14 protein-coding genes, 4 rRNA genes and 1 pseudogene are annotated in these 19,894 nt (G+C 66.6%); 11 read left to right on the forward strand and 8 right to left on the reverse strand.

Annotated features, from left to right (window positions below; genetic code table 11):
- Positions 1-32 precede the first annotated feature (32 nt).
- On the reverse strand, positions 33-641 hold the full coding sequence (locus OG904_RS13320; RefSeq protein ID WP_405490594.1) for a LysE family translocator: 609 nt from the start codon (positions 639-641) through the stop codon (positions 33-35).
- A 115-nt stretch (positions 642-756) separates the two neighbouring features.
- Between OG904_RS13320 and OG904_RS13325 the strand changes: the two genes are divergently transcribed.
- The 8 genes from OG904_RS13325 (at position 757) to OG904_RS13360 (ending at position 10,325) form a co-directional block, all read left to right on the forward strand.
- Positions 757-1,593 (forward strand): pentapeptide repeat-containing protein, encoded by an 837-nt coding sequence (locus OG904_RS13325; RefSeq protein WP_405490596.1) that lies wholly within the window; start codon positions 757-759, stop codon positions 1,591-1,593.
- 429 nt (positions 1,594-2,022) lie between these two features.
- Positions 2,023-2,331, forward strand: coding sequence for a hypothetical protein (locus tag OG904_RS13330; protein WP_136213834.1), 309 nt, complete (start codon positions 2,023-2,025; stop codon positions 2,329-2,331).
- Between the two features lie 85 nt (positions 2,332-2,416).
- Positions 2,417-3,256, forward strand: coding sequence for a hypothetical protein (locus OG904_RS13335; protein WP_405490599.1), 840 nt, complete (start codon positions 2,417-2,419; stop codon positions 3,254-3,256).
- A gap of 19 nt (positions 3,257-3,275) precedes the next feature.
- Positions 3,276-4,559 carry a hypothetical protein gene (locus OG904_RS13340; protein ID WP_405490601.1) on the forward strand — a complete coding sequence of 428 codons (1,284 nt, stop codon included), beginning with the start codon at positions 3,276-3,278 and terminating at the stop codon, positions 4,557-4,559.
- A complete protein-coding gene (locus OG904_RS13345; RefSeq protein WP_405490603.1) occupies positions 4,556-6,118 on the forward strand; it encodes an SCO6880 family protein in 1,563 nt (520 codons plus the stop codon). Before OG904_RS13340 ends, OG904_RS13345 begins: the two co-directional genes overlap by 4 nt.
- Positions 6,119-6,137: 19 nt before the next feature.
- Positions 6,138-7,553, forward strand: a complete 1,416-nt coding sequence (locus tag OG904_RS13350; RefSeq protein ID WP_405490605.1) for an ATP-binding protein — start codon at positions 6,138-6,140, stop codon at positions 7,551-7,553.
- 1 nt (position 7,554) lies between these two features.
- A complete protein-coding gene (locus OG904_RS13355; protein WP_405490607.1) occupies positions 7,555-9,201 on the forward strand; it encodes a type VI secretion protein in 1,647 nt (548 codons plus the stop codon).
- Positions 9,202-9,371: 170 nt separating this feature from the next.
- Complete coding sequence (locus OG904_RS13360; RefSeq protein ID WP_405487595.1) at positions 9,372-10,325, forward strand: IS481 family transposase; 954 nt, start codon at positions 9,372-9,374, stop codon at positions 10,323-10,325.
- Between the two features lie 75 nt (positions 10,326-10,400).
- On the opposite strand, the pseudogene OG904_RS13365 reads toward OG904_RS13360, so the two are convergent.
- The 4 genes and pseudogenes from OG904_RS13365 to OG904_RS13380 form a co-directional block, all read right to left on the reverse strand.
- Positions 10,401-10,880 (reverse strand): annotated as a pseudogene (locus tag OG904_RS13365) (GNAT family N-acetyltransferase); the annotation flags it as partial.
- A gap of 118 nt (positions 10,881-10,998) precedes the next feature.
- A 5S ribosomal RNA gene (gene rrf / locus OG904_RS13370) occupies positions 10,999-11,116 on the reverse strand.
- A 73-nt stretch (positions 11,117-11,189) separates the two neighbouring features.
- A 23S ribosomal RNA gene (locus OG904_RS13375) occupies positions 11,190-14,313 on the reverse strand.
- Between the two features lie 285 nt (positions 14,314-14,598).
- Positions 14,599-16,123, reverse strand: a 16S ribosomal RNA gene (locus OG904_RS13380).
- The 16S, 23S and 5S rRNA genes sit together here, the layout of an rRNA operon.
- A gap of 612 nt (positions 16,124-16,735) precedes the next feature.
- Here OG904_RS13380 and OG904_RS13385 point away from each other — a divergent pair.
- Positions 16,736-17,425 (forward strand): hypothetical protein, encoded by a 690-nt coding sequence (locus tag OG904_RS13385; RefSeq protein ID WP_405490609.1) that lies wholly within the window; start codon positions 16,736-16,738, stop codon positions 17,423-17,425.
- The gene (locus OG904_RS13390; protein WP_405490611.1) at positions 17,415-18,116 is read left to right on the forward strand and encodes a Fic family protein; all 702 of its coding nucleotides are present in this window, start codon (positions 17,415-17,417) and stop codon (positions 18,114-18,116) included. The genes OG904_RS13385 and OG904_RS13390 overlap by 11 nt, the downstream gene beginning before the upstream one ends.
- Here OG904_RS13390 and OG904_RS13395 read toward each other — a convergent pair.
- Both OG904_RS13395 and OG904_RS13400 read right to left on the reverse strand, forming a co-directional pair.
- Entirely contained in the window at positions 18,106-18,399 is a 294-nt protein-coding gene (locus tag OG904_RS13395; protein ID WP_405490613.1) for a hypothetical protein, read from the reverse strand. The two genes, OG904_RS13390 and OG904_RS13395, sit on opposite strands and share 11 nt — an antisense overlap.
- The gene (locus OG904_RS13400; RefSeq protein WP_405490615.1) at positions 18,396-18,752 is read right to left on the reverse strand and encodes a hypothetical protein; all 357 of its coding nucleotides are present in this window, start codon (positions 18,750-18,752) and stop codon (positions 18,396-18,398) included. Before OG904_RS13400 ends, OG904_RS13395 begins: the two co-directional genes overlap by 4 nt.
- Before the next feature lie 113 nt (positions 18,753-18,865).
- Here OG904_RS13400 and OG904_RS13405 point away from each other — a divergent pair, with 113 nt between their 5' ends.
- Positions 18,866-19,708, forward strand: coding sequence for an alpha/beta fold hydrolase (locus OG904_RS13405; protein ID WP_405490617.1), 843 nt, complete (start codon positions 18,866-18,868; stop codon positions 19,706-19,708).
- Between the two features lie 60 nt (positions 19,709-19,768).
- Here OG904_RS13405 and rrf (OG904_RS13410) read toward each other — a convergent pair.
- A 5S ribosomal RNA gene (gene rrf / locus OG904_RS13410) occupies positions 19,769-19,886 on the reverse strand.
- Between the last annotated feature and the right edge of the window lie 8 nt (positions 19,887-19,894).

Raw genomic sequence — 19,894 nt, forward strand, 5'->3', positions numbered from 1 at the left:
GCCGCACCCGCCCGCACCCCGCCCCGCCGCACTCAGCGGGCGAAGCCCAGCCCCACCCCGAGCCCCACCAGCACCGAGCCGATGGCCCGGTTCAGCGCCTTCTGCGCCCTCAGCATCCGGTCGCGCAGCCGGGAGTTGGAGAAGAACAGCGCCACCGCCGAGAACCAGCCCAGGTGCGCCGCCGACATGAACAGCCCGTACCCGGCCTGCTGCCACACCGCGGTCCCCGGCCCGACCACCTGGGTGAAGGTGGACACCACGAACAGCGTGGTCTTGGGGTTCAGCACATTGGTCAGGAACCCGGTCCGCAGCGCCCCGAACGGCGTCAGCCCGCTCCCCTCCTCCAGGTCCACGGTCACCTCGGCCCGCGCGCGGAAGGTCCGTATCCCGATCCACACCAGGTACGCGGCGCCCGCGAGCTTGATCACCGTGAAGAGCCCGGTGGAGGAGGCGATCAGCAGACCGACCCCGAGCATCGTGTAGGAGACGTGGACCAGCACCCCGGCCGCGACGCCGGCGGCCGCGAACAGGCCGGTGGGGCGCCCGTAGAGATAGCTGTTGCGGACGACCATGGCAAAATCCGCCCCGGGGCTGATCACCGCGAGGAAGGTGATGACGGCGACTGCGATCACTTCTGTCATGCGCCGATGCTCTCCGCACCCACCGTCCGCGATCAAGACCGTCCCGCATCCCAATACGCCGCTACTCCCCCGCTCCCCTGCTCCCCCACGAAGAGACACGGAGGACAATGGGGACGTGCCCAAGCCTCCCCCTCCCTCCGCCCCGCTCCCCCTCCCCCTCCTTCGGGCGGACTGCACCAACTGCTTCGCGCTCTGCTGCGTCGCCCTGCCCTTCGCCAAGTCCACCGACTTCGCCGTGAACAAGCCCGCCGGCACCCCCTGCAAGAACCTCCGGCAGGACTTCCGCTGCGGCATCCACACCCGGCTGCGCGACGAGGGCTTCCCGGGCTGCACCGTATTCGACTGCTTCGGCGCGGGCCAGCAGGTCTCCCAGGTCACCTTCGGCGGCCGCGACTGGCGCACCCACCCGGGCACGGCCGGCGCGATGTTCGAGGTCTTCCCGGTGATGCGGCACCTGCACGAGCTGCTCTTCTACATCTCCGAGGCCCTGACCCTCCCCGCCGCCGGCCCGGTCCACGCCGACCTGCGCACCGCCCTGGCCGACACCACCCGGTGGACCGAAGCGACCCCGGAGGCCCTCGCGGACCTCGACATCACCCCCCTGCGCCAGCAGGTCAACTCCCTCCTCCTCAAGGCCAGCGAACTCGTACGGGCCAAGGCGGCGGGCCGCCGGAAGAACCACCGCGGTGCCGACCTGATGGGCGCCCGCCTCTCCGGCGCGGACCTGCGCGGAGCCAACCTGCGCGGCGCCTACCTGATCGCCGCCGACCTCAGCGGCGCCGACCTGCGCACCGCCGACCTGATCGGCGCGGACCTCCGCGACACCGACCTGCGGGACGCCGACCTGCGGGACGCCCTCTTCCTCACCCAGTCCCAGCTGAGCGCGGCCCGCGGCAACCCCGGGACACGCATCCCGGACTCCCTGGCCCGCCCCGCGCACTGGCTCACGTAGTGCGGTGGCCGTGAGGGCCTGCTTGACGACGGACTGCCGGCCGAGCGGGCACGAGACGCCCATCGGAGAGCGCGGCACTGAGCTCCTGATCGTTCCACGCCTTATGTCGGACAAACGTCATCGGGATGGTCGAACGAAACACCCGCCCATTGAGCCGAACGGCGCCCCCTGAGCAGCCGCCCCGTACGGCGGGACCGGAATCATTGCCCGGAGTCACCCCTCGTGATACACAGAGTGACCATACGTTCTTTCCCCCACACGCCGCCCGACCCCAGGTCAGGGCCCGCGGACGGTCCCCGGGGCGACAGATCGGGTAAAGAGAGCAGTCAAGTCGACATCCGACGGCGGTTTCATCAGGGAAGATAGTGCGTGACCCCTGCCGTCCGGGCACGGGTCGCCGGAACTACCCATACAGGGGCGGTGAGTTACATGATCCTGGCAGCCGAAAAAGGCGACATCACCACCATCATCGGCGGAATCGCCCCGAACTGGGGGCCGTTCGGCAGTCTCGGCAACGAAGCGAAGGTCATGGTCGAGGTGGTCATGGCCGTCGCCATCCTCCTCTGCCTCGGCATCGCCATCTGGGGCGCGGCCAAACAGCGCATCGGCGCGACCGCCCTGCGCGACACCTTCAGCGCGGAACAGGGCAAGGGCCTCATCGTGGCCGGCCTGACGGGGGTCTTCATCATCGGCTCCCTCGGCACCCTCTTCACGATCGTCTACGGAATGGCCGTCTAGCCAGAGCCCTGATGAGGACTCACCACGCCGCGCCTGCGCGGATACCAGCGCTACCGTCGTACGACGCGGAGGGGGCGAACACCGAATGAGCACCGACGACCAATACGGTGGCGGCGGCGCGGGCCACGGCGAGGTCGGCGGCACCGGCCAGACCCGTACCCGCTTCCCGGAGTCCTCGGACCCCTACGGCCCCTCCCGCCGCACCCCCCGAGCCTCCAGAGGCCTCATCACGGTCGTCGGCGTAGTGGTCCTCCTCATCGCAGCCATCGCCTTCGCAAACCAGTCCCACACCCCCCAGACCCCGCCGCCCACCGCCGACAAACCCCCGGCCACCAACCCCACGGCAGCCACGGGGGTCCCCCCGGTGGACGGCAAATCGGCAGGCATCCCCAAGGGCTTCGCCCAGACCGAACAGGGCGCCCAGTCGGCGGCGGCGAACTACGCGGTGGCACTGGGTTCCGACGGCATGTTCGATCCGATCCGGAGGCGTGCCATCGTGCAGGCCGTATACCTGCCGGATGTCGCCGCCGCGCGCCAGGGTGACGTGGACCGGGTCTATTCGAATCAGGAGTTCCTTGCCCGCATCGGTCTCGATGCCACTGGCAAGGCCCCCAAGGGTCTGACTTTCATCTCCCGGACCAACCCGGTGGGCACGAAGACGGAGCGATTCAGCGGCGACACCGCGAGCGTGTCCGTCTGGTATTCGACGCTGTTCGGCCTCGCCGGCGAAGGGTCCAAGAACCCCGTCGCCGAGAGCTGGTACACGAACACTTTCGATCTCCGCTGGAGCAATGGGGACTGGCAAGTCTCCAACTTCACGCAGAAGGACGGCCCGGCCCCCGTGGGCCGTGATCAAGCGGCCGCCTCGGCCGAAGAGATGGCCGCAGCCGTGTCTCAGTTCGGGGGGCTCACCTATGCGCGCTAACCGTCGCGGCTTGTCCTTCATGGCCATCGCAACGGCCGTGCAGACCTCTGCCGTCCTCCTGGCCACACGTGCCGTAGCCGCACCGACGCCCACACCATCGCCCACGCCTCAGGCGAGCAACAACCCCTGCGACCTGATCCGCGGCCCGGCCAAGGACTACTGCGAACGCGGCACCGGCTCCACCGGCGGAGCCCCCCGCACGGGCCTCACCCCCGCAGACCCCGCAGACGCCCTCAACCCCCTCTCCTCCCTGGCGAAGGGCTGCGCCGACGCCGCCGCCTGGATCGTCGGCGAACTCAGCAAAGCGGTCAACGGCACCGCCAACGTCGACTTCACCAACGGCGCCTTCCTCAAGCAGTACGCCATCGTCTTCGCCGCCTCCACCATCCTCACGCTCGTCCTCTGGCTCTTCGCCGTCGCCAAACGAGCCATCCGCGGCGTCCCCTTCACCACCGCCATGTCCGAAGCCATCGGCTTCCTCTGGCTCACCGTCCTCGCCTCCGCCTTCACCCCCCTCATCCTCTACACCGTCGTCTCCGCCACCGACGGCGTCACCGAGGTCATCGCCTCCGCCACCGGCGGCCAGACCGACGTCTTCTTCGGCTCCTTCGCCGAGGCCCTCAAAAAGGGCGACGACATCGGCGGCGGCCCGATCATGCTGATCGTCGTCGCCCTCGTCACCGTCCTCGCCGCCGGCGTCCTCTGCCTCGAGCTCGTGATCCGCGCCGCGCTCCTCTACGTCGGCGCCCTGCTCGGCACCGTCGTCTACGCCGGCCTCGTCGACCGCAACCTCTGGGGCCACGTCCGCCGCTGGGCGGGCATCATGATTGCCGTCATCCTCGTGAAGCCGGTCATCGTCATCGTCCTCGGCCTCGCCGGAGCCCTGGCCGGCGAGAAGGGCCCCAACGCCTTCTCCGCCGTCGTCTCCGGCCTCGCCATCATCCTCCTGGCGATCTTCGCCTCCGCGATGATCTACCGCTTCGTCCCCGGCTTCGGCGACGAGATCGCCTCCGCCCGCACCAACCGCAGCAAGGCCACCGACGGCGCCCAGGCAGCCGCCGTCATCAGCTCCCCGGCCTCCCTCGTCTCCCAGGGCATCAAGACCCACAGCAGCCGCGGCGGAGGCGGCAGCGGAGGCGGCGGCGCCCACCGAGCGGGCGGCGACGCCAACCAGATCTCCGGAGGCATGGCCGCACACAGCAGCCGCGGCTCCGGCGGCGGAAGCGGCGGGGCCGGCCCCGCCGCCGCACCCCCGCCCCGTACGGGCTCCAGCACGAGGAAAACAGGAGGTGACGGGCGGTGACGACCCAGTCCCACCAGATCCACCCGGTCGCGCCCCGCCGCACGTATCTCATCGGCCGGGCCCGGCCGAACGCGATCGTCGGCAAGAACCGCGAGACCGGCGAGATCGCCCTGATCATCGCCGGGGCCTTCCTCGGCATGATGAGCGGACTGCTCGTCCCCGACCTCACCCTGCGCATCGTCACCCTCGCCGGCTTCCCGATGCTCGCCCTCGCCGCCGTCTACGTCCCCTACCGCGGCCGTACCTTCTACCGCTGGTTCGAGATCAACCGCAGCTACAAGCGCACCCTGCGCCGCGGCACGACGTTCCGCTCCGGCACCATGGAAGCCGGCATCCGCGCCGCCGACGGCCGCGAGGTCGAGGTCGGCCCGCCCCCGGGCATCGGCCGCATCAACTGGCTCGCCGCACCCTTCGGCCCCGACGAGATCGCCGTCCTCCTCCACGCGGACCGCAGAACCGTCACCGCCGCCATCGAGATCGAGGGACCCGGCGTCGGCCTGCGCGACAGCGAGGACCAAGAGGCCCTCGTGGACCGCTTCGGCACCCTCCTCAAGCACGTGGCCAACGGCGACGGCTTCGTCACCCGCCTCCAGATGCTCGTACGCACCCTGCCGGCCGACCCGGAGGCCCACGACAAGGACGTGGCCGCCCGCGGCAACACCCACGCCCCCGTCTGGCTCCGCGATTCGTACGACCAGCTCCAGTCGATGGTGTCCACCTCCTCCGAGCAGCACCGCGCGTACCTCGTCGCCTGCATCCACTTCACCCGCGAACTCGCCGCCGAGGCCCACACCATCGCCCGCGCGGCCACCCCCCACAGGGGCCGCAAGCTCGACCGCGACGCCGGTCTGGCCATCGTCATGGCCCGCGAGCTCACCGACATCTGCGCCCGCCTCGCCGAGGCCGACATCCGCGTCCGCCAGCCGCTCGGCCAGGGCCGCCTCTCCTCGCTCGTGCACTCCATGTACGACCCGGACCACCCCATCGACCACATCCAGGCGATGACCAAGCGCAACGCCTGGCCGGCCGAACTCGACGCCGTCGAGCCCACCTACCTCCAGGCCAAGACCCGCGAATCCTCCACCCGCGCCCCCTGGTGCCACGCCACGGCCTGGGTCAAGGAATGGCCGATGACCCCGGTCGGCGTGAACTTCCTCGCCCCGCTCCTCGTCCACACCCCCGACGTGATCCGCACGGTCGCCGTCACCATGGACCTCGAACCGACCGAGATCGCCATCGAGCGCATGCTCACCGAGAAGACCAACGACGAGGCCGACGCCAGCCGCGCCGCCAAGATGAACCGCACCGTCGACCCCCGGGACATCGCCGCGCACGGCCGGCTCGACCAGCGGGGTGAAGATCTCGCGAGCGGTGCGGCAGGAGTCAACCTGGTCGGGTACATCACGGTGTCCTCGCGTTCACCCGAAGCCCTCGCCCGCGACAAGCGCACCATCCGCGCCTCGGCGGGCAAGTCGTACCTGAAGCTCGAATGGTGTGACCGCGAGCACCACCGCGCCTTCGTCAACACCCTGCCGTTCGCCACCGGCATCCGACGCTAGCTGGAGGGAATGGCCGCCCATGCGAGATCCCATGTCCGCCCTGACGGACACCTTCACCAGCTTCCTGTTCGGCAAGGTGGAAACCACCCGCCTGCCCGTCCGCACGTCCACGGGCCAGGCCCAGGCCGTCTACCTCCCCACCGCCGCCCCCGGACTGGGCGACTCCGGCGTCATCATCGGCCGTGAGGTCTACAGCGGCAAGGGCTACATCTACGACCCCTTCCAGCTGTACGGCCAGCAGCTCCCGGCCCCCCACTGGCTGGTCCTGGGCGAGTCGGGCAACGGCAAATCAGCGCTCGAGAAGACCTACGTCCTGCGCCAACTCCGCTTCCGGGACCGCCAGGTCGTCGTACTGGACGCCCAGGGCGAGGACGGCGTCGGCGAGTGGAACCTCATCGCCCAGCAGCTGGGAATAACCCCCATCCGCCTGGACCCCATCGCCGCCAACGACGACGGGATCCGCCTCAACCCCCTGGACCCGGCGATCACCGCGACGGGTCAGCTCGCGCTGCTCCGGACCATCATCGAAGTGGCCATGGGCCACGGCCTGGACGAACGCTCGGGCTTCGCCCTGAAGGTCGCGCACGCCTACGTCGTGGAAACCATCACGCACCGCCAGCCGGTCCTGATGGACATCGTGGAACAACTGCGCCACCCGGAAGCCGAATCGGCCCTCTCCATGAACGTGGCCATAGACGACGTCCGGGCCTGGGGCCTCGACGTCGCGCTCGTCATCGACCGCCTCGTCGACGGTGACCTGCGCGGCATGTTCGACGGCCCGACCACCGTCGGCATCGACCTCGACGCCCCGCTGATCGTCTTCGACCTCTCCCACATCGACCGCAACTCCATCGCGATGCCGATCCTGATGGCGATCGTCGGCGTCTGGCTGGAACACACCTGGATCCGCCCGGACCGCAAGAAGCGCATCTTCCTGGTCGAAGAGGCCTGGCACATCATCAACAGCCCCTTCGTGGCCCAGCTGTTCCAGCGCCTCCTCAAGTTCGGCCGCCGCCTCGGCCTGTCCTTCGTGGCGGTGGTCCACCACCTCTCGGACGTGGTCGACGGCGCGGCCGCCCGCGAAGCGGCCGCGATCCTCAAAATGGCCTCGACCCGCACGATCTACGCCCAGAAGGCGGACGAGGCCCGGGCCACGGGCCGGGTCCTGGGCCTGCCCCGCTGGGCGGTCGAAATCATCCCGACCCTCACCCCGGGCATCGCCGTCTGGGACGTCAACGGCAATGTCCAGGTCGTCAAACACCTGATCACCGAAGCCGAACGCCCCCTGGTCTTCACCGACCGCGCCATGACCGAGTCCTCCGCCCAGCACCGCCTCCCCGACGACCTCCTCGCCGCCGAGCTGGAGACAGAGGAACGTGCCCTCCTGATGGAACGCCACCGCAACGGCGGTGGCTCGGCAACAACGGTGGCCTGACATGCCCGACCCCACGGACCGCCGCCCCCAGGGCGGCATCCCGGACGGCCTGCTGGTCGGCCTCCTGGCCTTCCTCCTCGGCCTGGCCGTCCTGATCTGGACGGCCACCGGCCTCGCCGCCCTCTTCACGAAGGGCTCCTGGCCGGACACGGTCACCTTCACCCGCACCCCGACCGCGGTCCGCTCGCTGATAGCTCATCCCCACGACATCCCGGCGGCCTGGCCCGACACACCCCCCGAGGCCCTCTCGAACTGGGGCCTCTTCTGGGGTCTGTTCATCAGCCAGCTCCTGATCCTCCTGGTCCTGACGATCTTCGTCCTGGGCATCATCACCCGCACCAGATCCCACCGCAGAACCAAGCCACCGACACAGCCGAACTCAGCCCCGCCGGCGCAGCCACCCTCGGGCCCCCTGGCGCAACCACCCTCAGGTCCGCCGACGCAGCCAAACTCAGCCCCGCCGGCGTTTGAGGCGCGGGGGTCCGGGGGCTGGCCCCCGGCAACGGCGCCGCACGCACCCACGATCCCCGCACCCCACGTACCCACCCCTGCGGCGCAGCCAAATCCAGCCCCGCGGGCGTTTGAGGCGCGGGGGCCCGGGGGCGGATCCCCCGGCAACGGCGCCGCACCCTCCACGGACGAGGCGTACCGCTACGGCTTCGGCTACGCCCCAAGCCCAAGCCCGGCACGGGAACCGGCACCCACACCGACCCCGCCACACCGCATCGCATACGCCCCACCCCAGGCCCGCCACACCGCGGCCACAGAAGCCATCGCGGCAGCCCCCGGCCCGGTACTCGTCATCACGTCCTCCCCCACCCTCTGGTCGGAAACGAAGGACGCCCGCGCCAAACTGGGCCCCGTCCTCCTCTACGACCCCTCCCACCTCTGCGACACCCCGGCCCGCATCCACTGGAGCCCCACGGAAGGCTGCGCGGACCGCGCCACCGCCGCCGCCCGCGCCATCGCCCTGCTCGCCCCGGTCCGCCCCCAGGCCCGGATGGACGCCGCCCTCGCCGACACCGCGGAAACGCTCCTTCGAAGCTGGCTCCAGGCCGCGGCCCTGGGCAACCTCCCCTTCAAGCAGCTCCACCGCTGGGCCCAGGGCACGAACGCCCAGGAACCGGTCCGCATCCTCCGCACCCACCCCCAGGCGGCAACAGCCGCCCCCGGTGCGGCCGGCGAACTCGAAAGCGCCCTCACCGCCCACCCCGAGCGCCGCGAACTCGCCCAGCACCTCACGGCCCGCGCCCTGAACGCCCTCTCCTCGATCCACATCCGGGAGTCCTGCACCCCGAACCGAACCGACTCCCTCGCCCTCGCATCGTTCGTCTCCGAAGGGGGCACCCTCTACGTGGTGGGCGAACCCCTGGAAGACCCCCGTACCCACCCGGGTGCGATGCCGCTGCTGACCGCACTCGCCTCCAGCGTGGTCGAGCACGGCCGCCGCATGGCCGAACGGTCATCCGACGGTCGGCTCGACCCACCACTGGCCCTCGTCTTCGACGACGTCGCCGCGGTAGCCCCCGTCCCCCAGCTCCCGCAGCTCCTCCAGGACCGCACGCTCCCCCTGCTCGCCCTGTGCCGCAGCCGCGAACAGGCCCGCTCCCGCTGGCCGGAGGCGGACCTGCCCGTGGCCGCCGGCTAGGGCCGTCTCTTTCGGATCTTGTCGGCCGAGCCCGCGGCGTGATCCGAAAGAGACGACCTAGGTGTGCTGTCCCGACACGTTGGTGACACGCGTGCTGGGTTCTTGGAATGGGTGAGGGCCTCCGGGTTCGGTGTGGATTGCGACATCTGCACCGATCCGAGGAGGCCCTCGTGGTTCACCGTAATGCCCCGCTGACCGAGACCGGACGACTTCGTCTGGCCCGCTGTGTCGTGGACGACGGCTGGCCTGTGCGGCGGGCGGCGGAGCGTTTCCAGGTCAGCCACACCACCGCGGCCCGCTGGGCCACCCGCTACCGGCAGTTCGGCGTCGCCGCAATGAGCGACCGCTCCAGCCGGCCCCACCACCAGCCCGCCCGGACCGCCGCCGAGGTGGAGGAACAGGTCCTGCGACTGCGGCGCGAACACCGGATCGGCCCCCTGCGGCTGGCCGCCCGCTGCGGGATCGCGCCCTCGACCGCCCACCGCATCCTCACCCGCCACGGCCTGCCACCACTCACGGCTCTGGACCGGGCCACCGGCGAACCCATCCGCCGCTACGAACGAGCCCGGCCCGGCGAGCTGATCCACATCGACGTCAAGAAGCTCGGCCGGATCCCCGACGGCGGCGGCCACAGAACCCTCGGCAGAGCCGAAGGCCGCCGCAACAAGACCGGCACCGGCTGGGCCTACCTCCACACCGCCCTCGACGACCACAGCCGCCTCGCCTACACCGAAGACCTCCCCGACGAGACGGCCCCCACATGCGCCGCCTTCCTGCGACGGGCGACCGCCTGGTTCGCGGAACGAGGCATCACCGTCGAACGGGTCCTGACCGACAACGCCTGGGCCTACAGCAGGAACACCTGGCGCCAAACCTGCCGCGATCTGGGCATCAGCCCCCGCTGGACCAGGCCCTGGCGGCCGCAGACCAACGGCAAAGTCGAACGCTTCCACCGCACCCTGCTCGAGGAATGGGCCTACCAGCAGCCCTACACCTCAGACACCGAACGCCAGACCGCGTTCACCGACTGGATCGACTGGTACAACTACCACCGACCCCACACCGGCATCCAAGGCCAAACACCCGCCAGCCGCGTCACCAACCTCCCCGGACAACACACCTAGGCCGGGGCGCGGGAACACGTACTCCAACTCCTTCGCGGACGGATCGGTCGGCATCGGCACGACCTTCCCGCTCGCCTCGAACCCGAAGCGCCGGTAGAACGCCCCGGCCCTCGCGTTGTCCTCGTGCACGAAGAGCCGTACGCGTTCCAGCGCCGGCTCCTCCAGGGACCAGGCCCACTCGAGTGCGGCCGTGAAGAGGGCTTCGGTCAGCCCGGTCCCCCGCTGCCCGGGCCGCACGAACACACCCACGAGGTGCCCCTGCGTCTGCTCGATGGCCCCGTCGAAAATATCGGTCGTCCCGCAGTCCTCGACGAGCACGCTCACCGACCCGTCCCATTTCCCGTCGGGCGCTTCGGCCACGAACTGCCGGACGCGACGCCCCGTCGAGGCCCCGGCGGCCCGCTCCTGCCAGAACTCGTCGGTCCTGCCCTCACCTTGCTCGAGCGTCTCCAGGAAGGCCACCGACGCCGCCGGATCCCGCAGGGCTGCGATCCGCAGCTCCTTCACTTTCGCCCAATCGTCGGCCCGTACCGGCCTGATCACGTGCTGGTTCATACCTCGGGATCCTAACCAGCCGGCCGCCCCGAACTCATCCGAAATATCTTGCCGGTAAACGCAGAAAAGCCCCGCACCGAACCCATAAGGGCTGGTGCGGGGCTTCCCCACAATAATTGTTCGGCGGCGTCCTACTCTCCCACAGGGTCCCCCCTGCAGTACCATCGGCGCTGAAAGGCTTAGCTTCCGGGTTCGGAATGTAAACCGGGCGTTTCCCTAACGCTATGACCACCGAAACACTATGAAGTTAACCAACCGGATATGACACAGTTCGTTACTTCAGAACTAACACAGTGGACGCGAGCAACTGAGGACAAGCCCTCGGCCTATTAGTACCAGTCAGCTCCACCCGTTACCGGGCTTCCACATCTGGCCTATCAACCCAGTCGTCTACTGGGAGCCTTACCCTCTCAAGGAGGTGGGAATACTCATCTTGAAGCAGGCTTCCCGCTTAGATGCTTTCAGCGGTTATCCCTCCCGAACGTAGCCAACCAGCCATGCCCTTGGCAGGACAACTGGCACACCAGAGGTTCGTCCGTCCCGGTCCTCTCGTACTAGGGACAGCCCTTCTCAATATTCCTACGCGCACAGCGGATAGGGACCGAACTGTCTCACGACGTTCTAAACCCAGCTCGCGTACCGCTTTAATGGGCGAACAGCCCAACCCTTGGGACCGACTCCAGCCCCAGGATGCGACGAGCCGACATCGAGGTGCCAAACCATCCCGTCGATATGGACTCTTGGGGAAGATCAGCCTGTTATCCCCGGGGTACCTTTTATCCGTTGAGCGACGGCGCTTCCACAAGCCACCGCCGGATCACTAGTCCCGACTTTCGTCCCTGCTCGACCCGTCGGTCTCACAGTCAAGCTCCCTTGTGCACTTACACTCAACACCTGATTGCCAACCAGGCTGAGGGAACCTTTGGGCGCCTCCGTTACTTTTTGGGAGGCAACCGCCCCAGTTAAACTACCCATCAGACACTGTCCCTGATCCGGATCACGGACCGAGGTTAGACATCCAGCACGACCAGAGTGGTATTTCAACGACGACTCCACCCCAACTGGCGTTGGGGTTTCAAAGTCTCCCACCTATCCTACACAAGCCGAACCGAACACCAATATCAAACTATAGTAAAGGTCCCGGGGTCTTTCCGTCCTGCTGCGCGAAACGAGCATCTTTACTCGTAGTGCAATTTCACCGGGCCTATGGTTGAGACAGTCGAGAAGTCGTTACGCCATTCGTGCAGGTCGGAACTTACCCGACAAGGAATTTCGCTACCTTAGGATGGTTATAGTTACCACCGCCGTTTACTGGCGCTTAAGTTCTCAGCTTCGCCACACCGAAATGTGACTAACCGGTCCCCTTAACGTTCCAGCACCGGGCAGGCGTCAGTCCGTATACATCGCCTTACGGCTTCGCACGGACCTGTGTTTTTAGTAAACAGTCGCTTCTCGCTGGTCTCTGCGGCCACCCCCAGCTCACGGAGTAAATCCGATCACCAGTGATGGCCCCCCTTCTCCCGAAGTTACGGGGGCATTTTGCCGAGTTCCTTAACCATAGTTCACCCGAACGCCTCGGTATTCTCTACCTGACCACCTGAGTCGGTTTAGGGTACGGGCCGCCATGAAACTCGCTAGAGGCTTTTCTCGACAGCATAGGATCATCCACTTCACCACAATCGGCTCGGCATCAGGTCTCAGCCTTATATGAGGGACGGATTTGCCTACCCCTCGGCCTACACCCTTACCCCGGGACTACCACCGCCCGGGCTGGACTACCTTCCTGCGTCACCCCATCGCTTACCTACTACAAGTCTGGTCCGCCGGCTCCACCACTTTCCATTCCCCGAAGGGTCCGGAACGGCTTCACGGGCTTAGCATCGCCTGATTCGATATTGGGCGTTTCAAAGCGGGTACCGGAATATCAACCGGTTGTCCATCGACTACGCCTGTCGGCCTCGCCTTAGGTCCCGACTTACCCTGGGCAGATCAGCTTGACCCAGGAACCCTTAGTCAATCGGCGCACACGTTTCTCACGTGTGTATCGCTACTCATGCCTGCATTCTCACTCGTGAACCGTCCACAACTAGCTTCCGCTGCTGCTTCACCCGGCACACGACGCTCCCCTACCCATCACAGCGGGCGTTGGCCCTATAGCTGCAATGACACGACTTCGGCGGTACGCTTGAGCCCCGCTACATTGTCGGCGCGGAATCACTTGACCAGTGAGCTATTACGCACTCTTTCAAGGGTGGCTGCTTCTAAGCCAACCTCCTGGTTGTCTCTGCGACTCCACATCCTTTCCCACTTAGCGTACGCTTAGGGGCCTTAGTCGATGCTCTGGGCTGTTTCCCTCTCGACCATGGAGCTTATCCCCCACAGTCTCACTGCCACGCTCTCACTTACCGGCATTCGGAGTTTGGCTAAGGTCAGTAACCCGGTAGGGCCCATCGCCTATCCAGTGCTCTACCTCCGGCAAGAAACACGTGACGCTGCACCTAAATGCATTTCGGGGAGAACCAGCTATCACGGAGTTTGATTGGCCTTTCACCCCTAACCACAGGTCATCCCCCAGGTTTTCAACCCTGGTGGGTTCGGTCCTCCACGAAGTCTTACCTCCGCTTCAACCTGCCCATGGCTAGATCACTCCGCTTCGGGTCTAGAGCGTGCAACTCAATCGCCCTATTCGGACTCGCTTTCGCTACGGCTTCCCCACACGGGTTAACCTCGCTACACACCGCTAACTCGCAGGCTCATTCTTCAAAAGGCACGCAGTCACGACCGTCATTCCGAAGAATAACGGCGACGCTCCCACGGCTTGTAGGCACACGGTTTCAGGTACTATTTCACTCCGCTCCCGCGGTACTTTTCACCATTCCCTCACGGTACTATCCGCTATCGGTCACCAGGGAATATTTAGGCTTAGCGGGTGGTCCCGCCAGATTCACACGGGATTTCTCGGGCCCCGTGCTACTTGGGAGATTCTTAAGCAAGCCGCTGATGTTTCGTCTACGGGGGTCTTACCCTCTACGCCGGACCTTTCGCATGTCCTTCGACTACATCAACGGTTTCTGACTCGCCGACCGGCCGGCAGACCGATCAAAAGAATTCCCACAACCCCGCATGCGCAACCCCTGCCGGGTATCACACGCATACGGTTTGGCCTCATCCGGTTTCGCTCGCCACTACTCCCGGAATCACGGTTGTTTTCTCTTCCTGCGGGTACTGAGATGTTTCACTTCCCCGCGTTCCCTCCACACTGCCTATGTGTTCAGCAGTGGGTGACAGCCCATGACGACTGCCGGGTTTCCCCATTCGGACACCCCCGGATCAAAGCTCAGTTGGCAGCTCCCCGGGGCCTATCGCGGCCTCTCACGTCCTTCATCGGTTCCTGGTGCCAAGGCATCCACCGTGCGCCCTTAAAAACTTGGCCTACAGATGCTCGCGTCCACTGTGTAGTTCTCAAGCAACGACCAGCCACCCATCACCCCCATCCGAAGATGAAGTTCACTGGGGCCGGCATCACAGAAGGCATGACCTTACGGCCGTACCCTCAGATACCCAACAACGTGCCAAGCACGATCCCCCATCAGTGAGTCACTTTCCACGCCGAAGCAGTACTCGTGATCCATCAAGGAAACCGTGCCAACTAATCAACGTTCCACCCATGAGCTGACCGTGCAGAACATTTGTCTGCAATCGGTACTGTGCTCCTTAGAAAGGAGGTGATCCAGCCGCACCTTCCGGTACGGCTACCTTGTTACGACTTCGTCCCAATCGCCAGTCCCACCTTCGACAGCTCCCTCCCTTACGGGTTGGGCCACCGGCTTCGGGTGTTACCGACTTTCGTGACGTGACGGGCGGTGTGTACAAGGCCCGGGAACGTATTCACCGCAGCAATGCTGATCTGCGATTACTAGCAACTCCGACTTCATGGGGTCGAGTTGCAGACCCCAATCCGAACTGAGACCGGCTTTTTGAGATTCGCTCCACCTCACGGTATCGCAGCTCATTGTACCGGCCATTGTAGCACGTGTGCAGCCCAAGACATAAGGGGCATGATGACTTGACGTCGTCCCCACCTTCCTCCGAGTTGACCCCGGCGGTCTCCTGTGAGTCCCCATCACCCCGAAGGGCATGCTGGCAACACAGGACAAGGGTTGCGCTCGTTGCGGGACTTAACCCAACATCTCACGACACGAGCTGACGACAGCCATGCACCACCTGTATACCGACCACAAGGGGGGCACTATCTCTAATGCTTTCCGGTATATGTCAAGCCTTGGTAAGGTTCTTCGCGTTGCGTCGAATTAAGCCACATGCTCCGCTGCTTGTGCGGGCCCCCGTCAATTCCTTTGAGTTTTAGCCTTGCGGCCGTACTCCCCAGGCGGGGAACTTAATGCGTTAGCTGCGGCACCGACGACGTGGAATGTCGCCAACACCTAGTTCCCAACGTTTACGGCGTGGACTACCAGGGTATCTAATCCTGTTCGCTCCCCACGCTTTCGCTCCTCAGCGTCAGTAATGGCCCAGAGATCCGCCTTCGCCACCGGTGTTCCTCCTGATATCTGCGCATTTCACCGCTACACCAGGAATTCCGATCTCCCCTACCACACTCTAGCTAGCCCGTATCGAATGCAGACCCGAGGTTAAGCCTCGGGCTTTCACATCCGACGTGACAAGCCGCCTACGAGCTCTTTACGCCCAATAATTCCGGATAACGCTTGCGCCCTACGTATTACCGCGGCTGCTGGCACGTAGTTAGCCGGCGCTTCTTCTGCAGGTACCGTCACTTTCGCTTCTTCCCTGCTGAAAGAGGTTTACAACCCGAAGGCCGTCATCCCTCACGCGGCGTCGCTGCATCAGGCTTTCGCCCATTGTGCAATATTCCCCACTGCTGCCTCCCGTAGGAGTCTGGGCCGTGTCTCAGTCCCAGTGTGGCCGGTCGCCCTCTCAGGCCGGCTACCCGTCGTCGCCTTGGTGGGCCATTACCCCACCAACAAGCTGATAGGCCGCGGGCTCATCCTTCACCGCCGGAGCTTTTAACCCCCGCCCATGCAGGCAGGAGTGTTATCCGGTATTAGACCCCGTTTCCAGGGCTTGTCCCAGAGTGAAGGGCAGATTGCCCACGTGTTACTCACCCGTTCGCCACTAATCCACCCCGAAGGGCTTCATCGTTCGACTTGCATGTGTTAAGCACGCCGCCAGCGTTCGTCCTGAGCCAGGATCAAACTCTCCATGAATGTTTACCCGTAATCGGGTACACACACACTTAGAGCGGGACAGTCATGTCGGAATAAGACCGACCGTCCACTGCGTCCTCGCTGTGTAATTGCCTGCAAGCATCACAGCCGAAGCCGCGACCTCACAGGTCTTTTTCAAAGGAACCTCATCCACCGAAATGGACGGGGTATCAACTTTTGGCGTTGATTTTTGGCACGCTGTTGAGTTCTCAAGGAACGGACGCTTCCTTTGTACTCACCCTCGCGGGCTTTCCTCCGGGCGCTTCCTTCGTTCTTGTGTCTCCGACTCTATCAGACTCTTTCGTGTCCGATTCCCGGTCGAAGCGGGTTTCGCTTTCCAGTTCTTCGCTTTCGCGTTTCCCTTTCCGGCGAGTCCGACTCTATCAGAAGTTTTCCACCGGATTTCCCGGCTTCGGATTCCTGGATGAGGAGTCGAGGGTGCCCACTCTGAATTGCTTCTTTGGGGGCCGGCTGCCGAACTTGTCCAGTTCCAGGCAACCGTTTGACTCTACATCACGCCCCCCGCACGGTCAAAATCGGCGCGACACCGGCACCCCTCCCCCCGTACCCTCGCGCTGCCATCTCCTCCTCTTGCCGTCCAGGAGCGCCAGTTTGACCGACCGCCACCCCTACCCACGCGAACTGACGTGGTCGGACGTCGACCCGGCCCGCCACCCCTTCACCTGGGACGACGGCGAGGAGGCCGCTGTGACCGCCCACCTCTCTCCCCTCGTACCGCCCCCGGATGCGGACTGGCAGCTGCGGAGCCGGTTCGCCGACGGAGCCGGCGAGTACCTGTCCTCCCGGTACGGCCCGTGGGCCTACGGATGGAACTGGTCCATGGGTGAAGGTGACTGGGACGGTGGCGTCGTCTGGAGCTGGTGCTGCGGTTCCCACTCCCTGCGGGAGTCGCAGGAGGTCCCGGGAAAGGTGGTCGCGGCCCTCCTGGAGTGGCGCGGCTGGCTGGAGGACCTCGCCGAGCGGTTCGGGTACCTGGCTCCCCCTGAAGGAGCGACTCCCGAGGAACGCAGCTGGCATCTGGAGCGGGCCACCGTACGCCTCGTCACGATGGTCGCCGACCGGACGCAGACGGAGAGCGGCTGGTACACGCACTGCGCCCAGGTGCTGGGGTGGTTCCTCAGCTCCACCGGCCTCGGGCCCGACCAGGCGGCCGCCCTCGTACAGCAGGCGATAGGCGGGCGGTTCGAGAGCTGGACGAGCCCCAGGCGAACGGTGATCGAAGCGGTGGGCGAGGACCTGGCCGTACGCCTGACGGGGGAGCCCCCCTACCGTGACCGCTGATCCCTCTGCCCTCCCCGACTCCCTCGCCACCTGGCAGCGGATCAGGGCCCGGGTCCCCTGGTCCGCGCACGGACTCAGCGCCGGCACCACGCACCCTCACCCGGCTCCGCACCCCCCGGGGGACCAGGACTCCTTGACGGCCTGGGTCGAGGCGTGCGCCCGCCCACGGGGCCAAGCCCGGGCAGATCGCCTCCTCTCCGCCCTTGCCCTGGTCCGCGACGACGCCATCCACCGGGCCCCGCTCACCTTCGGGCTCCTCGCCGGATGGCAGCGCCTGGTACTCGGCGCCGACACGCACTTCCGGGACGGTGACGCGTACGCGAAGGGCGGCCGCGAGCGCTACGCCCTCACCCCGCACACCCGCACGGACTTCGCCCGCTGCCTGGCCGAGGCCACTGCCCCCGGGCTCCCCCTCCCGGCTCGCGCCGCACGCGTGTACCTCGACGTCGCCTTCTTCCACCCGTTCCCGGACGGCAACGGCCGGGCCGCTCTGCTGACGCTGGCCTACGTACTCCTCCGGGAGGACACCCACCTGGCCCGCGTAGGCCCGCTCCAGACGGCCAGGTACCCGGACGACCCCCACGGGGCCGCCTCCCTCGCAGACCTGGTCTCCCTCCTCACCCGGGGCGGCGGGCATCAAGTGCTGCGACCGGAACGGCCCGTTGAGCGCCGAACGCCCCTCAGAGGTTGACGCGCTTGAGGTAGACGCGGCTGCGATGCGGGATCGTCTGGTACCAGATCATCAGGTGCTCGTCCTCGTACGTACGCAGCCGCATCGGGTGCGGGTCCTCGTAAAGGCTGCCGTCCTTGGGGTCCACGGCCATCGAGGCGAGGTCCACCAGACCGTCCATCACGGCTGCTACGAGGGCCTGTTGCTCCGCGGCCATGTCACCGAGCACCCATACGCGGCTCGGATCGCACTCCCACGCCCAGCCGGTGTCGTTCTCGACTCCCTCGCCACGCGACGAGCTCACAGGCCGATCTCCCGCTGGGCCTCGGCGAGGATGCGGCTGCTCGTCTCCATCGCGGCCCGGAACTGCGGTTCTGTGGCCGCCGGGTCGCCGACGACGCGTTCTGCGTCGTGCAGGGCGGCCGCCCGCGCGGGCCAGCGGTGGATGGCCACGTGCGTGGCCCATTTGATCAGGAAGAACCGCAGGGGGTTGATCGCCCCGGTCTCGGCCGCACGGTCGAACGCTTCGTTGCATTCCCGGTCGAGCACCGCCAGGCTCGGCATGTCGATCCGGCGCACCGCATCGCGGAGGGCTTCCCGCGTCATGGCCGGCTGGGGGATGAGCGGGCCGCCGGATTCCAGCTGCTGAGCAGTCATCGTCTCCTCCTGGGAATGCGGCCAGGATACTCAGCCCGGCCCGATCCGGCCGGATAAAGGACGGCACGGAGCCTCAAGGCCGACCGTTCGTCCGTCGCCCTACGGTGGGTCCCATGACAGCGCAGCATCCCCACCTGTGGTGGACCCCGTCGGGCGTCAGACTGCGCCGGGCCTCGCAGCGGCCCGGCCCCTGGAACTGGCTGCTCGTACCGGGCGGACCGGGCCTCGGCTCCGAATCACTCGCAGACCTCGTACGGCTGGCCCCGCTGCCGGGGACGGCCTGGCTGGTCGACCTGCCGGGGGACGGCTCGAACCGCACCGCCGGCCAGGACCGCGACCCGTACGAACGCTGGCCCCACGTCCTCGTCGAAGCCGCCGAGGCTCTGGACCAGGTCGTCCTGGTCGGCCACTCCACCGGGGGCATGTTCGCCCTCTCCGCCCCCGGGCTCGCACCACACCTCGTGGGCCTGGCCCTGGTCAGCAGCGCCCCGCACGCCGGCTGGCGTTCCGCCTTCGCGGCCTACGCCGAGTCCCACCCGCATCCGGAGATCACCGCAGCCGCCACCGCGTACGCCGACCAGCCGACGGACGACACCCTGCGCACGCTGACGCTGGCCGCGGCCCCGTGGAACTTCCTCCCGGGTTCCCTGGCCGCCGGCCGGGCCCTGCTCGCGGGTCTCCCGTACAACAACTCCGCGGTGGCCTGGGCCGACGCGCACTTCGACGACACGTACGAAGCCCGCTGGGCACCCCGCACCCTCCCGACCCTGATCGTCAGCGGCACGGAGGACCACATCGTCGACCAGAGCCTGTGGCAGGAGACTCCGGCCTTCGCCGGTCCGAGCATCCTCCACCACCGCATCGAAGGCGCCGGCCACTTCCCCTGGCTCGACGCCCCGCACGCCGTCCGCTCGGCATTCGCCGACTTCTCGGCAATGCTCAAAAAAGACCGGTAAACGCAGAAAAGCCCCGCACCGAACCCATAAAGGCTGGTGCGGGGCTTCCCCACAATAATTGTTCGGCGGCGTCCTACTCTCCCACAGGGTCCCCCCTGCAGTACCATCGGCGCTGAAAGGCTTAGCTTCCGGGTTCGGAATGTAAACCGGGCGTTTCCCTAACGCTATGACCACCGAAACACTATG

Origin of the sequence: Streptomyces sp. NBC_00096 (assembly GCF_045041305.1) — a bacterium.
Lineage (GTDB): Bacteria > Actinomycetota > Actinomycetes > Streptomycetales > Streptomycetaceae > Streptomyces.